This window comes from Hymenobacter sp., assembly GCF_035709525.1.
Taxonomy (GTDB): domain Bacteria; phylum Bacteroidota; class Bacteroidia; order Cytophagales; family Hymenobacteraceae; genus Hymenobacter.
In genome coordinates, this window is the sequence record NZ_DASTEP010000249.1 from 1 (window position 1) to 16,428 (window position 16,428).

16 protein-coding genes and 1 pseudogene are annotated in these 16,428 nt (G+C 59.2%); 1 reads left to right on the forward strand and 16 read right to left on the reverse strand.

Annotated elements, in window-relative coordinates:
• Positions 1-19 precede the first annotated feature (19 nt).
• The 14 genes and pseudogenes from VFO93_RS22145 to VFO93_RS22210 all read right to left on the reverse strand — a co-directional run bounded on the left by VFO93_RS22145 (position 20) and on the right by VFO93_RS22210 (position 13,115).
• Positions 20-2,026 carry a urocanate hydratase gene (locus VFO93_RS22145; protein WP_325136562.1) on the reverse strand — a complete coding sequence of 669 codons (2,007 nt, stop codon included), beginning with the start codon at positions 2,024-2,026 and terminating at the stop codon, positions 20-22.
• Positions 2,023-3,237, reverse strand: coding sequence for an imidazolonepropionase (gene hutI / locus VFO93_RS22150; RefSeq protein WP_325136563.1), 1,215 nt, complete (start codon positions 3,235-3,237; stop codon positions 2,023-2,025). The genes VFO93_RS22145 and hutI overlap by 4 nt, the downstream gene beginning before the upstream one ends.
• Before the next feature lie 212 nt (positions 3,238-3,449).
• A complete protein-coding gene (locus tag VFO93_RS22155; protein ID WP_325136564.1) occupies positions 3,450-3,956 on the reverse strand; it encodes an NADH-quinone oxidoreductase subunit J in 507 nt (168 codons plus the stop codon).
• Positions 3,957-4,033: 77 nt separating this feature from the next.
• Complete coding sequence (locus VFO93_RS22160) at positions 4,034-4,600, reverse strand: NADH-quinone oxidoreductase subunit I (protein WP_325136565.1); 567 nt, start codon at positions 4,598-4,600, stop codon at positions 4,034-4,036.
• 14 nt (positions 4,601-4,614) lie between these two features.
• Entirely contained in the window at positions 4,615-5,736 is a 1,122-nt protein-coding gene (gene nuoH, locus VFO93_RS22165; RefSeq protein ID WP_325136566.1) for an NADH-quinone oxidoreductase subunit NuoH, read from the reverse strand.
• Between the two features lie 130 nt (positions 5,737-5,866).
• Positions 5,867-6,883, reverse strand: a complete 1,017-nt coding sequence (locus tag VFO93_RS22170; protein WP_325136567.1) for a 2Fe-2S iron-sulfur cluster-binding protein — start codon at positions 6,881-6,883, stop codon at positions 5,867-5,869.
• Positions 6,884-6,991: 108 nt separating this feature from the next.
• Entirely contained in the window at positions 6,992-8,329 is a 1,338-nt protein-coding gene (gene nuoF / locus VFO93_RS22175) for an NADH-quinone oxidoreductase subunit NuoF (protein WP_325136568.1), read from the reverse strand.
• A 1-nt stretch (position 8,330) separates the two neighbouring features.
• On the reverse strand, positions 8,331-8,621 hold the full coding sequence (locus VFO93_RS22180) for a hypothetical protein (protein ID WP_325136569.1): 291 nt from the start codon (positions 8,619-8,621) through the stop codon (positions 8,331-8,333).
• Positions 8,622-8,633: 12 nt separating this feature from the next.
• On the reverse strand, positions 8,634-9,206 hold the full coding sequence (locus tag VFO93_RS22185; RefSeq protein WP_325136571.1) for an NAD(P)H-dependent oxidoreductase subunit E: 573 nt from the start codon (positions 9,204-9,206) through the stop codon (positions 8,634-8,636).
• 22 nt (positions 9,207-9,228) lie between these two features.
• On the reverse strand, positions 9,229-10,488 hold the full coding sequence (gene nuoD / locus VFO93_RS22190; RefSeq protein ID WP_325136572.1) for an NADH dehydrogenase (quinone) subunit D: 1,260 nt from the start codon (positions 10,486-10,488) through the stop codon (positions 9,229-9,231).
• Between the two features lie 102 nt (positions 10,489-10,590).
• Complete coding sequence (locus VFO93_RS22195; protein WP_325136573.1) at positions 10,591-11,157, reverse strand: NADH-quinone oxidoreductase subunit C; 567 nt, start codon at positions 11,155-11,157, stop codon at positions 10,591-10,593.
• Positions 11,158-11,261: 104 nt separating this feature from the next.
• Positions 11,262-11,819 (reverse strand): NADH-quinone oxidoreductase subunit B, encoded by a 558-nt coding sequence (locus tag VFO93_RS22200; protein WP_325136574.1) that lies wholly within the window; start codon positions 11,817-11,819, stop codon positions 11,262-11,264.
• 159 nt (positions 11,820-11,978) lie between these two features.
• Positions 11,979-12,341, reverse strand: a pseudogene (locus VFO93_RS22205) (NADH-quinone oxidoreductase subunit A); the annotation flags it as partial.
• A gap of 111 nt (positions 12,342-12,452) precedes the next feature.
• Positions 12,453-13,115 carry a DUF4136 domain-containing protein gene (locus VFO93_RS22210; protein WP_325136575.1) on the reverse strand — a complete coding sequence of 221 codons (663 nt, stop codon included), beginning with the start codon at positions 13,113-13,115 and terminating at the stop codon, positions 12,453-12,455.
• Positions 13,116-13,260: 145 nt separating this feature from the next.
• Here VFO93_RS22210 and VFO93_RS22215 point away from each other — a divergent pair, with 145 nt between their 5' ends.
• Positions 13,261-13,878: a Uma2 family endonuclease gene (locus VFO93_RS22215; RefSeq protein WP_325136576.1), complete on the forward strand. Its 618-nt coding sequence runs from the start codon at positions 13,261-13,263 to the stop codon at positions 13,876-13,878.
• A gap of 57 nt (positions 13,879-13,935) precedes the next feature.
• Here VFO93_RS22215 and VFO93_RS22220 read toward each other — a convergent pair whose 3' ends face one another.
• Together VFO93_RS22220 and VFO93_RS22225 are read right to left on the reverse strand one after the other, a co-directional pair.
• The gene (locus VFO93_RS22220) at positions 13,936-14,220 is read right to left on the reverse strand and encodes a hypothetical protein (protein ID WP_325136577.1); all 285 of its coding nucleotides are present in this window, start codon (positions 14,218-14,220) and stop codon (positions 13,936-13,938) included.
• A 136-nt stretch (positions 14,221-14,356) separates the two neighbouring features.
• Positions 14,357-16,246, reverse strand: a complete 1,890-nt coding sequence (locus VFO93_RS22225) for an ABC transporter ATP-binding protein (RefSeq protein WP_325136578.1) — start codon at positions 16,244-16,246, stop codon at positions 14,357-14,359.
• Between the last annotated feature and the right edge of the window lie 182 nt (positions 16,247-16,428).

Genomic DNA, 16,428 nt, shown 5'->3' on the forward strand with positions numbered 1-16,428 from the left:
TGACGACTGTAACCAGCAACTAAGCAATTGGTAACGAATCCAGCAACCCATCATCTACCAAATGCGGCAGCATCACCTGCAAGCCAGTACTCCGCGCCAGCTCGCGCTCAATGGCAAAGCGCGCCTCCGGGTTGCGCGCCCAGCTGCGGCGGGCAATACCGTTGTTGACGTCGAAAAACAGCATACTTTGCAGCTTGCGCTCGGCCTCCAGGCTGCCATCGAGTACCAGCCCGAAGCCGCCGTTGATGACCTCGCCCCAGCCCACGCCACCGCCGTTGTGAATCGAAACCCAGGTAGCGCCCCGAAAGCTGTCGCCGATGACGTTGTGCACCGCCATGTCGGCCGTGAAGCGGCTGCCGTCGTAGATGTTGCTCGTTTCGCGGAAGGGCGAGTCGGTGCCGCTCACGTCGTGGTGGTCGCGGCCCAGAATGACGGGTGCGGGCAGGCGGCCATCGCGCACGGCTTCGTTGAAAGCCAGTGCGATACGAATGCGGCCCTCGGCATCGGCGTACAGAATGCGCGCCTGCGAGCCCACTACCAGCCGGTTCTGCGCGGCCTGCGCTATCCAGCGGATGTTATCGTCGAGCTGCTGTTGAATCTCGGGAGGCGCGTCGGCGCGCAGGGCTACCAGCACATCGTGGGCGAGCTGGTCGGTGAGCGTCAGGTCGGCGGGCGCGCCCGAGGCGCACACCCAGCGGAAGGGGCCGAAGCCATAGTCGAAGCACATCGGCCCCAGAATGTCCTGCACGTAGGACGAGTAGCGGAAATCCACGCCGTTTTCGGCTAGCACGTCGGCCCCCGCCCGGCTGCTTTCCAGCAAGAAGGCATTGCCGTAGTCGAAGAAATACGTGCCGCGCGCGGCGTGCTGGTTCACGGTGGCCGCGTGCCGCCGCAACGTGGCCTGCACCTGCGCTCGGAAGGCCTCGGGCTGGCTGGCCAGCAGCTCGTTAGCTTCTTCGTAAGACAAGCCCGCCGGGTAGTAGCCGCCCGACCAGGGGTTATGCAGCGAGGTCTGGTCGGAGCCAATTTCCACGAAAATATCTTCCTCGTAAAAGCGCTCCCACACCTCCACCACGTTGCCGAGATAGGCCAGCGATACCACTTCCTGCCGCGCTTTGGCCTCCTTCACCCGCGCTACCAGCGCGTCGAGGGTTTCGTGCAGCTCATCGACCCAGCCTTGGGCGTGGCGCTTGCGGGCGGCGGTGGGGTTGATTTCGGCGCATACTGTAACGCAGCCCGCGATGTTGCCGGCCTTGGGCTGCGCGCCGCTCATGCCGCCCAGGCCCGCCGTGAGGAAGAGCTTGCCGGCCGGCGACTGCCCGGCGGGCAGCGTTTTGCGGAAGGCATTCATCACCGTGATGGTGGTGCCGTGTACGATGCCCTGCGGCCCGATGTACATAAACGAGCCCGCCGTCATTTGGCCGTACTGCGTGACGCCCAGCGCGTTGTAGCGCTCCCAGTCGTCGGGCCGCGAGTAGTTCGGTATCATCATCCCGTTGGTAACGACCACCCGCGGCGCAAAGGGCGACGACGGAAACAGCCCCAGCGGGTGCCCGCTGTAGAGGTGCAGCGTCTGCTCGTCGGTCATGGTGGACAGGTACTTCATCGTGAGCAGGTACTGCGCCCAGTTCTGAAAAACTGCCCCGTTGCCGCCGTAAGTTATTAGCTCGTGCGGGTGTTGCGCCACGGCCGGGTCGAGGTTGTTTTGCACCATCAGCATGATGCAGGCCGCCTGCGGCGAACGCGCCGGGTAGTCGGTCACGGGCCGGGCGTGCATGGCGTAGGTGGGCCGGAAGCGGTGCATATAAATGCGCCCGTAAGCCGCTAGCTCGGCCCTGAACTCGGGCGCTAATTCGGCGTGCCACTCGGCCGGGAAATAGCGCAAAGCATTGCGCAGCGCCAGCTTTTTTTCCTCGGGCGAGAGAATGTCCTTACGCCGGGGCGCGTGGCTCACGCTGGCATCGAGCGGGCGCGGCGCGGGCAGCTGCGTCGGAATACCTTGCTGAATTTCTTCCTGAAACGTCATGCTAGGGCGGGGGAGAGGTAAACGCAACGGCCGCTTTTCCAAACCTGGGCCGGCCGGAGCTGCCCTTGCTGGTAAAGAATTTCGGCGTAATCGGCGGTGGGAAAAACTACAAAATCAGCTAGTAGGCCCGCGACCAGCCGGCCGCGGTCGGTAAGGTCGAGGGCGCGGGCGGCGCGGCAGGTGAGGCCAGCCAGCACCTCGGCGGCGGTCAGCTTCTCGAAGGTGCCTAGCAGGGCCGCTTGCGTTAGTAGGTCGCCCATCGGGGCCGAGCCGGGGTTCCAATCACTGGCGATGGAGAGGCAGGCCCCGGCATCGAGCAGCCGGCGGGCGGGCGTGAAGCCGCAGCCCAGCCCTAGCGACGCGCCCGGCAGCGCTACCGCCACGGTAGGGCTGCCCGCCAGCAACTGAATCTCTTCATCGCCGCTGGCCTCCAGGTGGTCGGCGCTGAGCGCCCCGGCCTCCACGGCCATGCGGCTGCCAAAGGCGCTGAACTGGTCGGCGTGTACCGTGAGCTGGAAGCCCAGCCGTCGCGCCTCGGCGAAATAGGGCGCTATTTGGGCCGCCGAGAACGCACCCTGCTCCAGAAAGGCATCGACGCGGTTGGTAAGCTGCTCCTGCTTGAGCTGCGGTAAAAGTTGGGCAGCCATTTCGGCGAGGTATTCTTCGGGCGTGCCCGCGTAGTCGCGCGGTAGGGTGTGGGCTGCCAAGCAAGTGCTTACGAGGTCGGCCGCTACTTGGCTATCAGCTTCTTTAATGGCGCGCAGCTGCTTTAGCTCCTCAGCTACCGAGAGGCCGTAGCCGCTTTTCACTTCTATCGTCGTCACGCCGCTTTGCAGGTGGCGGGTGGCGCGCTGCACGGTCAGGCGGGTTAGCTCGGCCTGGTCGGCGCGGCGAGTTTGCTGCACTGAGCTCCAGATGCCACCGCCCGCTTCGGCGATTTCGAGGTAGGTTTTGCCTGCGTTGCGCAGGGCGTAGTCCTGCGCCCGCGTGCCGGCAAAGCAGATATGCGTGTGCGCGTCGATGAAGCCGGGTAGCGCCACGAAGTCATCGGTCAGTTCGATTATCGTAGCTTGCAACGCTTCGGCCTCCAGTTGCAGGTCGCTGAAAGCCCCAACCCGGTAAATAAGCTCGCCCTGCAAAAGCAGCCCGCCTTCCCCGATGGGCCGCAGCGACTCGTCGGCGATGGGGCCGCGCTCGACGAGGTGTACCATTGGAAGTAGTTGCCGGAAGGGGCCAATCAGTAGAAAGGGAGAATTTTCCGACATAGAGCGAGATAGAGCGGGATTGATATTGCCCGAAAAGTAGCGAGAAAACGATTAATGAACAGGATAGGCTAAGGTATCAACTGCGATAGAACGGCTGAGCTAAAACGAAAAAAGCGTCCTATAGAGGACGCCTTTTAAAAATCAGGTAGGAAGCGGAACTAGAAGTTGCGCTCGCCCGTCTCGCGCTTTCCCAGCATCACCGAGCCCACCATCGCGGCTAGCAGCAGGACGGAAGCCAACTCAAACGGCAGCGAATACTGCTGAAACAGCACCATGCCCAGCCGGTCAACCATGCCAATTTGCGAGTCGAACTTGTCGGCGTTGTAGCCGGCCGGCTCCACGCTGCGTAGCGCGGCCACCATCACCAGCAGCAGCAGGCCGCCCGAAACGGTGGCGGCTACTTTGGCCAGCATGGGCTTGTGCGGCTCGGTGTCTTGGTTGAGGTTCAGGAACATAATCACGAACAGGAACAGCACCATGATGGCCCCGGCATACACGATGATATTTACGGCGGCCAGGAACTGCGCATTAAGCAGCAGGTAGTGGGCCGATAGCGTGAAGAACGTGAGGATGAGGAACAGCACGCTATGCACCGGGTTTTTGGCTAGCACTACGCCCAGCGCACTCAGCAGGGCCACGAACGACAAGAAGAGAAAGAGGGACATTATGTAGGGTAAGCTTTAGCTTGCCAATCGTTGGAACTCTGAATTAAGAAAGGCAAGCTAACGCTTACCCTACACCACTACGCCAACTGCGCGCGCAGCTTATCAGCCTGCTCGGGCGTGAGCTGAATGCCGCGCTTCGAGCGATTATCCGGCGACACGGGCTCTACGAGGCGGTCTTTGCCGTAGATAAACTCGTCGCGCTCATAGCGCGGCGGGGCCATTTTGTCGGCTTGCAGGTAGATGGCGGCCTTCGGGCAAGCCTCTTCGCAGAGGCCGCAGAAGATGCAGCGCAGCATGTTAATCTCGTAGCTGACGGCGTACTTTTCCTCGCGGTAGAGGTTTTGCTCGCCTTTTTTGCGCTCGCCGGCTACCATCGTGATGGCTTCGGCGGGGCAGGCTACGGCGCACAGGCCGCAGGCCGTGCAGCGCTCGCGGCCCTGCTCATCGCGCTTGAGCACGTGCAGGCCCCGGAAAACGGGGGAGAAAGGGCGGGTTTCTTCGGGGTAGCGGATGGTGGCCTTCTTCATGAAGAAGTGCCGCATCGTAATGCTCAGGCCCTGGAAAATAGCCGGCAGATACGCGCGCTCGGCGAGCGTGAACGGCTTCTTTTCCAGTTTCTTGGCGCGGTTGCTTAGCGATTGCATATATCAGGTCAGAATTAGCGCACAGCTATCGGCGAGGTGAGCCACCACTGCTTCACCGGCGCAATAACGTCGAGGGTGATGAGGCCGCCCGTGAGCAGGATGTTGAAGATAGCCAGCGGGATAAGGATGGTCCAGCCCAGGCGCATCAGCTGGTCGTAGCGGAAGCGGGGCAGGGTCCAGCGCACCCACATGAAGAAGAAGATGAAGGCGAAAATCTTCAAAAACAGCCCCACGAAGCCGAGGATGGAAATGACGTTTTGCGCCATGTCGGCCGAGAGGCCCCGCGACGATTGCAGCCACTGGCTCAGCTCGTACTGGAAGGGGAAGTTAAAGCCACCAAAGTAGAGCACGCTCATCACGGCCGAGGCCACGAAGACGTTGATGTACTCGGCAAAGAGGTACAGGCCGAGTTTCATCGAGCTATACTCGGTGTGGTAGCCGCCGACCAGCTCGGTTTCGCACTCAGGCAAGTCGAAGGGAGTGCGGTTGGTTTCGGCGAAAGCGCAGACGCAGAAGATAATAAAGCCCAGCGGCTGCTTCACGATGTTCCAGAAGTGCCACTCGCCGGGTACCGATTGCTGCAAGGTGATTTCGCGCAGCGAAAGCGTGCCCGACATCATCAGCACGGCAATGAGCGCCAAGCCCATAGCAAGCTCGTAGCTAATGTTTTGCGAAGCGGCACGAATAGCACCCAGCAGCGAAAACTTGTTGTTGGAAGCCCAGCCGCCAATCATGATGCCGTACACGCCCAGCGACACGATGCCGAACACGTAGAGCATGCCCACGTTGATTTCGATGCCCTGCAAATGCACGACGGTATCGCCAAACTTGAGGAAGTTGCCGAACGGAATCACCGCCGACGACATCAGCGCCGTAACCATCGCCAGGCAGGGGCCGAAGATAAACAGCGCCTTGTTGGCCCCACCAGGGAAAAATTCTTCCTTGGTAAACATCTTCACGGCATCGGCCAGCGGCTGCGCGAGGCCGTAGGGGCCAGCGCGGTCAGGACCTACGCGGTCTTGCAGAAAGGCTGCAATAACGCGCTCGGCGTAAGTACAATAGGTAGCGATGAGCAGCGATAAGCCGAACAGCACCAGAATGACGAGGCCTTGCCAGCCCAGGGTTTCGAGAGACATAATTCAGTGTAAATTGTTTGTCATGCTGAACGCAGTGAAGCATCTCGCATGGAGAACTAACTTCTTATAAAATATGGAGTTACTGCGTCATGCGAGATGCTTCACTGCGTTCAGCATGACAGTTTACTCTTTAGCCATTCAGGCCGCCCAGTTTGAGCGGTGGGTTTTGCTCCAACTCGCGCACGGTGCTTTCGGGTAGGTCAGCAATGACCTGCGGGTTGATAACCGGCAATTCGTAGTGGTTGGCCGAGATAACCGACGAGCGGTCGATGTGAGCCGGGCCTTCAATCACCCAGTCCGACGTCTCCTTTTTCTCGAAGCGGCACTCGTTACAAATCCACTCCTTTACCTCGTTGTACTCGTCCTTGCGGGCGGTTACGCGCAGCACGTCCTTGCCTTTGTACCAGAGGGTTACGCGGCCGTTGCACTTCTCGTGTCCGCAGTCGCGGTGGGCGTTCACGGGCTTGGTAAACCACACGCGCTGCTTGAAGCGGAAGGTTTTGTCGGTAAGCGCGCCTACCGGGCACACGTCGATTACGTTGCCACTGAAGTCTTTATCAATCGAATTTTCGATGTAGGTGCCGATTTCGGCAGCATCGCCGCGGCCCAGCACGCCGTGCACGCGGGCCTCGGTGAGCTGGTCGGCGGTGTACACGCAGCGGTAGCACAGGATGCAGCGCGTCATGTGTAGCTGCACGTAGGGGCCGATGTCGATTTTCTCGAACGTGCGGCGCTCCTCTTCGTAGCGCGTGGTGCTCACGCCGTGCTCGTAGGCGAAGTTTTGCAGGTCGCACTCGCCGGCCTGGTCGCACACCGGGCAATCGAGCGGATGGTTGATGAGCAGCATCTCCACGATGCCTTTGCGCACGTTCAGCACCTGCTCAGAAGTCGTGTTTTCGACCACCATGCCATCCTGTACCGGCGTGATGCACGAGGCCACGAGCTTGGGCATCGGGCGCGGGTCTTTGGCCGAGCCGGCCGCCACGCGCACGAGGCAGGCGCGGCACTTGCCGCCGCTGCCTTTCAGGGGCGTGTAGTAGCACATGGCGGGCGGCACCACGCCGCCCCCGATTTTGCGGGCCGCGTTGAGGATGGTTGTGCCGTCGGGCACTTCTACCTCAATTCCGTCGAAAGTTATTTTAGCCATAAGGATTTAAGACCTTAAACGTTAGACATGAGACATGAGAATTGCTCAAAGCAGCTTTCCCATGTCTCATGTCTAACGTCTCATGTCTTGCTAATATCTAATTCAAAATTACGCCAGCACTAGGTTGCCCCGGTACACCGCACCCGGCGCAGTAGCTTCTTTCGGGTGCGTCACGTGCCACTCAAATTCGTCGCGGAAGTGGCGTACGGCGGCGGCCACCGGCCACGCAGCAGCTTCGCCCAGCGGGCAAATGGTGTTGCCCTCAATCTGCTTGGCTACGCTCACAATCAGGTCGATGTCGTGCATCGAGCCGTGGCCGTGCTCCAGGCGATGCAGTACTTTTTCGAGCCAGCCGGTGCCTTCGCGGCAGGGTGAGCACTGCCCGCAGCTTTCGTGGTGATAGAAGCGCGAGAAGTTCCAGGTATTCTTCACAATGCACGTCGTTTCGTCCATCGCAATGAAGCCGCCGGAGCCGAGCATGGTACCCGTCACGAAACCACCGTCGCTAAGCGACTCGTAGGTCATCAAGCGGTTTTCGCCAGCGGCCGTTTTGAGAATCAGCTCCTTGGGTAGAATCGGTACGGACGAGCCGCCAGCTACTACGGCTTTCAGGTCGCGGCCTTTCCAGATGCCGCCGCAGTACTCATCCGAGTAGATGAATTCCTCGACCGGCACGCCCAGTTCCAACTCGTAGATGCCGGGCTTGTTGAGGTGGCCACAGGCAGAAAACAACTTGGTGCCCGTGCTTCGGCCCACGCCAATTTTAGCGTATTCGTCGCCTCCTAGGTTGAGAATGGGTACGACGGTAGCAATGCTTTCTACGTTATTTACCACCGTGGGGCGGGCGTACAAGCCCTGCACGGCCGGGAATGGCGGCTTGTTGCGCGGGTTGCCGCGCTTGCCTTCCAGCGATTCCAGCAGCGCCGTTTCCTCACCGCAGATGTACGCGCCACCGCCCGGATGCACGTGCAAATCAAGCGAATAGCCCGAGCCCAGAATGTTCTCACCCAGGAAGCCAGCGGCGTAAGCCTCCGTAATGGCTTTCTCCAGAATGCGCAGTACGTACAACAACTCGCCACGAATGTAGATGTAGCTGGTGCGCGCGCCCAGTGCGTAGCTACTGGCAATCATACCTTCAATGAGCAAGTGCGGCAGCTTCGACATCAGGTAGCGGTCCTTGAAGGTGCCGGGCTCCGACTCGTCGGCGTTGCAGACGAGGTAGCGCGGCACACCTTCCGGCTTGGCCAAAAAACTCCACTTCATACCTGTGGGGAAGCCCGCGCCGCCGCGCCCGCGCAGGCCCGACTTCTTCACTTCTTCGACCACCTCGTCGGGCGTCATTTTCAGCGCCTTCTCCACGGCGCGATAGCCGCCGTGCTTGCGGTACACGGCAAAGGTTTCGATGCCTTCTACGTTAACGTGTTCGGTTAATAGCTTGCGTCCCATACTACTTATTTTCTAGATATTCTAGGCGCTGATTGATTTGATTTAGAGCAGCTTCCAGCCGAATTGTATTGCGCTCATCAGCCTGCATAAGCAGCTTGAAATTCGCTGTGTTCGCTTCTTGCTGCTTATTGATAACTTCCGCCATTCGACTGACCGCACCGCTCAGGTGCTGAATGCTACCGACAACTTGCGATAAGACATTCTCCACACGCTCCAAGCGGGTGTTCATCCCATGCATCTCAACTAGTATCTCGGATACTACGAGCGGAAGGTCTTTGTCTTGGTCAGCCATTGCGCTATCGAGTTAGTTATTTTGCAATGAAGTAGGCAAGCCATTTTCTTCCCAAGGCAAAATGGGCCGATGCACCAAACCTTTCAGCTCGCTCAGCATCGCATTCACGTTCTCCTCGGTGTCGAGCGACTCGTAGTATTTCTCGCGCACCTGCACCACGGGGGCGAAGCCACAGGCGGCCAGGCATTCTACTTCCTTCAGCGTGAACAGGCCGTCGGGTGAGGTGCCGCCCACCTGCGCGCCAGTGATGCGCTCCAAGTGAGCCGTTAGCTCGTCGGAGCCGCGCAGCATGCAAGGACCGGTGCGGCAGATTTCCAGCACGTGCTTGCCCACCGGCTTGAGGTTGAACATCGTGTAAAACGTGCTCACCTCGTACACCTCAATCGGCTTAAGGCCCAGCGTTTCGGCTACCAGGTCTTGCACCTCGGGGCTTACCCAGCCGCCAAACTCGGCCTGCGCGATGTGCAACACGGGTAGCAAGGTCGATTTCTTGCGGTCGTCGGGGTAGTGCGTGAGCAGGCGCTTAATTTCGGCCTGGGCGGCGGGCGAAAACTGGGGTTTGGCAGCGGCGGTAGTCGGCTCCATATCAGATACTTTCAACTAAAAACTAGGCGTCGAGCTCGCCGGCAATTACGTTCATCGAGCTTAGCGTCACGATGGCGTCGGAGAGCGACTGGCCCACTACCATTTCGGTATAAGCCTGGTAGTAAATAAAGCACGGCCGGCGGAAATGCAGGCGGTAGGGCGTACGCCCGCCGTCCGAAATCAGGTAAAAACCCAGCTCGCCGTTGCCGCCTTCTACCGAGTGATAGACCTCGCCCACGGGCGCTTCAATCTCACCCATGATGATTTTGAAGTGGTAAATCAGCGCCTCCATGTTCTTATATACGGCCTGCTTGGGGGGCAGGTAGTAGTGCGGCGCATCAGCGTGGAAGGGGCCTTCGGGCAGGTTATCAAGCGCCTGATTGATAATGCGCAGGCTCTGCCAGATTTCCTCGTTGCGCACCATGAAGCGGTCGTAGGTGTCGCCTTTGGTACCCACCGGAATCTCGAACTCGAAATCCTGGTACGACGAATAGGGGTTCATCACACGCACGTCGTAGTCAACGCCAGCGGCCCGCAGGTTGGGGCCGGTGAAGCCGTAGTTCAGCGCTTTCTCGGCTGAGATACCGCCCACGTCCACCACGCGGTCTACGAAGATGCGGTTGCGGTTGAAGAGGGCTTCAAACTCGCGCATCACGGCTGGAAACTCTTTCAGCCACTTGCGCAGCTTTTGCAGCGCCACGGGCGAAAAGTCGCGCTCCATGCCGCCCACGCGGCCCATGTTGGTGGTGAGGCGGGCGCCGCAGACTTCTTCGTAAATTTCGTAGACCTTTTCGCGCTCCTCCATCAGGTAGAGGAAGCCGGTGAAGGCACCCGTATCTACACCCAAAATGCCGTTGCAAATGAGGTGGTCGGTAATGCGGGCCAGCTCCATCAGTATCACGCGCATGTACTGCGCGCGCTTGGGCACCGTGATGCCGAGCAGCTTCTCTACCGTCATGTGCCAGCCCATATTGTTGATGGGCGACGAACAGTAGTTCATCCGGTCGGTGAGGGTCGTAATCTGGTAGAACGGCTTACGCTCGGCCAGCTTCTCAAATGCCCGGTGGATGTAGCCGATGGTGGGCACGCCCGACACGATGCGCTCGCCATCCATTTGCAGGATGTTCTGGAAAATGCCGTGCGTGGCCGGGTGCGTCGGCCCCAGGTTGAGGGTCGTCAGCTCCTGCGAGAAGTCGTTGAGCGTAGGCACGAAATTGCCCTGCTGCTCGTGCGCTTCCTGAATAATCTTGTGGGTGCCTGCCAGGGCGTCGTTTACTGCCATTGTTGCTAGTGCTTAGTGCTTGGTGCCTAGTGCTTAGTGTTGGTGTTTAGCTCCGCAGAACGGGACTAGGCACCAAGCACTAACAGCCAAGCACTAAAAATACTATCGACCGAAAAACAGGTCGGTTTTGTCTTCGCGGGTGCCGTCTTCTACCGGGTATTGCTTGCGCATGGGGTGGTAGTCCATGTCCTCCACGTTGAGGATGCGCCGCAGATTGGGGTGGCCGGTGAAGATGATGCCGTAAAAATCGTAGGCCTCGCGCTCCATCCAGTTGGCGGTGGCATAGAGGTCGGTGAGGGTCGGCACCACCGGGTCGGCTAGTGGGAAGAAGATTTTAATGCGCAGCCGGATGTTATGCACCAGGCTGTGCAGGTGGTAAATCATCCCGAGTTCCTGATTCAGATTTTCGGGGTAGTTAATACCGCACATCGTGGTCAGGAAGTGGAACTTCAGCTCCTCATCTTTTTGTAAGCCAGCGATGATGTTGTGAATGTGCTCGCGCTTGGTCGTGACCGTGAGCAGGCCGTAGGGCTCCTCCACGTCGGTAAAAGTCGACTCGCCAAACAGGCGGTGCAGCAAGGCCAGCACCTGCGCATTTTGCTGGGCGGCGGGGTCTTGGGCGGCAGTTTCCTGCGCGGCGGGCGATTCTTCTTTGGTGGGGTCAGCCATTGGGGTGTTTCTGGTTTCTGGTTTCTAGTTGCTGGTTTCTGGTTCGTTTTCTAGCATTTATAAACCAGAAACCAGCAACTAGAAACCAGAAACCTTCGGCAGCACTACTTGATATTATAAGACGCCAGCAGCGCCTGATACTCGGGCGAATTGCGGCGGCGGAAGCTCTCGTTTTTGGCGAGGTCCTGAATGCGCATCAGACCGTCGAGCACTTGCTCGGGGCGCGGGGGGCAGCCGGGGATGTACACATCGACCGGGATGATGCGGTCGATGCCTTGCAGCACCGAGTAGCTGTCGAAGATGCCGCCCGAGCAGGCGCAGGCACCCATGGCCAGCACCCAGCGGGGCTCGGCCATTTGCTCGTATACCTGCTTCACGATGGGGGCCATCTTTTTGGCGATGGTGCCCATCACCATCAGCAGGTCGGCCTGCCGGGGCGAGAAGCTGGGGCGCTCCGAGCCAAAGCGCGAAATGTCGTAGTGTGAGCCCATGGTCGCCATGAACTCGATGCCGCAGCACGAAGTAGCGAAGGGCAAGGGCCACAGCGAGTTGGCGCGGGCGATGCCCACTACCTTCTCCAGCGAGGTAGCAAAGAAACCGGCGCCTTCGATGCCCTCGGGGGCGGCTACGGTTTTGATTTCAGGAACGCGGGTATCAACCATGAGGAAGTCAGTGACTAGTGACTAACGGCCAGTGACAGACTGAATTAGGCAGCAGTCACTAGTCATTCGTCATTAAAATTAGGCGGCCTGTCCAATCTCGGCCGGACGTTTTTCCAACACCGGTTTTGCCGTATAAGTTTGGCTAGAAGGGGCCTCATTCCAGCGCAGAATGCCTTTCTTGATGACGTAGCCGAAGCCGGCCATTAGCAGGGTCATGAAGATAATCATCTCCACGAAGCCGGCCGTGCCGAGCTGGCGAAAATTCACGGCCCAGGGGTACATGAAAATTACTTCCACGTCGAAGAGCACGAACAGGATGGCGGTGAGAAAATACTTCACCGAGATGGGCGTGCGGGCATTGCCTACGCTCTCGATGCCGCACTCAAAGGCCTCATCCTTAACGCGGCTCATGCGGCGCGGCCCCACGAGGTGCGAGACGGTCATGGCGAAGGCGACGAAGGCCACCGCGAGCCCAAACTGAATGAGAATGGGCAGGTAGTCGCTGGGCTGATAAGAAGTCATATAGGCAAGCAGCGTAAAAGTCAATAAGTTAGCCGCCGGGCACGGGGGCGCGGACAGGCAAAGGTACACCCAAGCCGGTTTGGGCGAAAATAAGCCCGCTCCCGTGGCGGCCTAGCGCGGGGTTTCGGGGGTGGGCGCGGTGTCAGGGGTGGCGCTGGGCTCGCCGGTGCTGGCCCCGTCGAGGTTGGCCCCCTGAAAGTAGTTTTCGGTGAAGATGCGGTAGCGGTCGAAGATGGAGCGCACCGAGCGCACCAGCACGTACTCGCCGCGCACGCCCTCGGGCACCACCACGCCCGAGGCGTAGCCGTTCCAGATGGCATTGTCGGAGTGCGTGTCGATGAGCGTGACCATGAGCGTGCCGTCGAGCAGCAGCATGCGCTTGGGCAGGTAGGTGTGGCGCTGGTCTTCGGGGGTTTCGTCGTCTTCAGCCTCGTTGCGCTTCACCCAGTAGGTGATGTCTTCCTGCTGAAAGCCGGGAAAGCGCATGTCGCCCTCAAACAGCTTGAAGCTGACCATGAGGTCGGGGTTTTTGCGCGAGTACTTGTAGCCCTGAATGCGCATGCGCTGGCGCACGGCGTCGCGCAGGGTTTCGCTAAGGCGAGTGCTGTCGGCGGTGAGGCCGGTGCCATTGAGGAAGCCGTAGGTGCGGTAGTGCCGGAAGCGGCCGCGGTAGCTATAGCTCGATTCGATGCGCGCCTCGCGCGAGGTGAGGCAGCCCGAAAGCAGCCCGAGGCTCAATAAACCGCCAAAAGCAAGCGTAGCGATAGGTTTCATAAGCAGCCAGTTCAGTAAAAAGAGGATGGGTTCCTCTAAGTTACGCAGACGGGTGCATAAGTGGTTTAAGGCTCAGCTTATAAGTGGAGCTGAGTGGCGTTGGCTATTGTGACAGGGGCGACTTTGGCCGTTATATTTGAGCACTATGGGACACGCTGAAGTACAACAGAGCCACTATACCGTCGAAGATTATTTTGCCTTAGAAGCGGCAAGCAATGTTCGCCATGAGTTTTTCGAGGGCGAAGTATTTGCTATGGCAGGTACTACCAGAGCGCATAATACTATCGCACTGAATATGGCGATGGCACTGCGGCAGGGTATAGGCGATAAAGAATGCTTTGTGCAGATAGAATCCGTGCGGCTAGCTGTGGAAGAAAATCGCCACTACACTTACCCCGACGTGCTAGTAAGCTGCGACCCACACGACCAGCGCGAAAACCAGCAGGTGTACAGCCCAATACTTATTGTGGAAGTATTATCACCGTCTACTTCAGCCTACGATAGGGGATTGAAGTTTAAGCAATACCAAAAGCTCCCGTCGCTTCACCATTATTTGATGATAGCGCAAAACACTTGGCGCGTGGAATGGTATCGCCGCAATGAAGCCAACCAGTGGGTAATAAATATACTCACTGACCCAGAAGAACTATTGCTAATTGCCGAATTGAACTTGCGGATGACAGTGACCCAGGTATATGAAAAAAGCGGCGTAGCACTACTTCGCGTTGCTTCATCGCCAGATGCTACGTTGCAGGATGAATAGGCTGTCATTTAGCTCGAATCGCAGAGCAATCCCAATCGAGTATAATCTAGGGGGCTACTAGTGAGAGTTTTGCTTCCTGCAATCTGCAGTTTTTTCTATAACCTCAAACTCTAAATTCTCTAGGACTAAGTTTGTATTTATTCCGCCATAAAACTCATTGGCTGCTAGTTCTCTGCCCGTAGCGAATTTTGTTGCTACAGACAGAACAACCTTTGGTGGATACCTTTTTCCGTTGTAACATAAATCATATTTAGTTGATTGTCTACGCTTGTCGAAGCCTTTCTCATCGATGTCAGCTAGAGCAGCTAATACGTTTTCTTTGCTGATTTCTGTGTTTTTCATAGTTAAATTTTAAGTTTAGTTTGCAGAAAGTTCATAGGCTACTACGCTATGAATTATTACAATGGGCCATCATACCTTATCTGGGGATAAGACTACTGCAATTTAAGCTGCTGAATTAAATTCTACAATTATCCCCCTACCGATACCCCGCCGCCTGCAACTGAAACAACTCCGCATACCGCCCGCCCTTGGCCAACAGCTCCTCGTGCGAGCCGATTTCCTGCACGCGGCCGTTTTCGACCACTAAAATGCGGTCGGCCATGCGGACGGTGCTGAAGCGGTGGGAGATGAGCACGGCGGTTTTGCCCTGGGTCAGCTCCTTGAAGCGTTCGAAGACCTCGTACTCGGCGCGGGCGTCGAGGGCGGCGGTGGGCTCGTCGAGTATCAGCAGCTGGGCCTCGCGCATGTAGGCGCGGCCAAGGGCGATTTTTTGCCACTCGCCGCCGCTCAGGTCCACGCCGCCGTTGAAGCGGCGGCCTATCATCTGGTCGTAGCCTTGGGGCAGCTTGGCAATCACGGTGTCGGCGAGGCTCTGGTGGGCGGCCTGCTCGATGCGGGGCTGGTTTTGGCGCTCCGAAATGCGGCCCACGGCCAGGTTTTGGCCGGCGGGCAGCTGAAAGCGCACGAAATCCTGGAAGATGACGCCGATTTCCTGGCGCAGCTCGGCGGGGTCGTACTCGCGCAGGTCGTGGCCATCGAGCAGGATGCGGCCCTCGCTGGGGTCGTAGAGGCGGGCCAGCAGCTTGACGAGCGTGGTTTTGCCCGCGCCGTTTTCGCCCACTAGGGCCAGCTTTTCGCCCGCGTGCAGCTCGAAGCTGAGGTGGCGCAAGGCCCACTTTTCGGCGTTTTTGTACTTGAAGCCCACGTCCTCAAACGCGAAGCCCTGCCGGATGGGGCGCGGAAACGGCCGCACCGCCTGCCCCAGGGCCGGCCGCACGATGCGCGGCTGAATCTGGAAAAATTCGAAGAAATCCTGCAAGTACAGCGCCCCGTCGGCCACCTGGCTAAAGCGGCTCAAAATGCCCTCCAGCAGCCCGCGCAGCCGCGCAAACGAGCCCGCCAAAAACGTGAGCTGGCCGATGCTGATGCTGCCATGCACCGCCCGCATGATGATGTAGAGGTACGCCCCGTAGTAGCCCGCCGCGCCCACGGCCGCGAACACCGTGCCCCAGCCGGCGCGGCGCAGCGCTAGGGCTTTGTTCTGGCGATAAAACTGGTCGGAGAGCGTCTCGAAGCGGTTTATCAGAAAATCGGAGAGGCCAAAAATCTTCACTTCCTTGGCCGTTTCGTCGCTGGCACCGGTTTGGCGCAGGTAGTCGAGCTCGCGGCGCTCGGGCGTCCAGGAGTGCGAGAGCGAGTAGCTGCGCTCGTTGAAGTGGCTTTCGCCCAGGAAGGCGGGCACCACGGCCAGCAGCAGCAGCCCCAGCAGCCACGGCTGAAACGCCACCAGCCCGGCCGCCAGCAGCAGCAGCGTCACGGCATCCTGGCCCTGGGCCAGCACCTGGCTCATCAGCACCGAGCGCGAAAGGGTCTGGCGGCGGGCGCGCTCCAGCTTGTCGTAGAAAGTGCTGTCCTCAAACTGGTCGAGGTCGAGCTCGGCGGCGTGGCGCATGAGGCGCACCGAGCTCGCATTGGCAAAGAGGTCGCCGAGCAGCGAATCGAGCAGCGCCACACCCCGGCCCAGCGCGTCAGATAGTAGCACCAGGCCAAACTCCAGCGCCACCAGTCCCGACACCGGCCATAGCCAGGCGGGCCGGTAGTCGGCTTTATTAAGCGTCACTACCCCGTCGATAATCTGCTGGCCCACATAGAGCATGGCCAGCGGCAGGGCCGCCCGCAGCAGGCGCAAAGCCACGTTGCCGAGCGTGAGGGTGGGCGAGGTTTGCCAAATCAGCTTGAGAAAGGCTGGCAGGTGGCGCAGAGCGGCGGCCCGCTCGCGCACGCTCACGGCGGGGGCGGGCGGGCCGTGCTTGTGCTTGGGGTTTTTGGCGGAAATTTTACTTAGTAAATCTGCGAGGAAAGGCATAGGTAAACGGTACGGCAGATTTGGGGCCGGGGTGGGGGAGTGGCCGTTTTGGCAGGTGCGCTAGGTAGCGGTTGGTTGCGCCCGTCCGTCATGCTGAGCGGAGCGCAGCGCAGCCGAAGCATCTCTACCGCTTCTCTGTTGGGCGTCACTAATTAGTACCGAGGTAGAGATGCTTCGGCTGC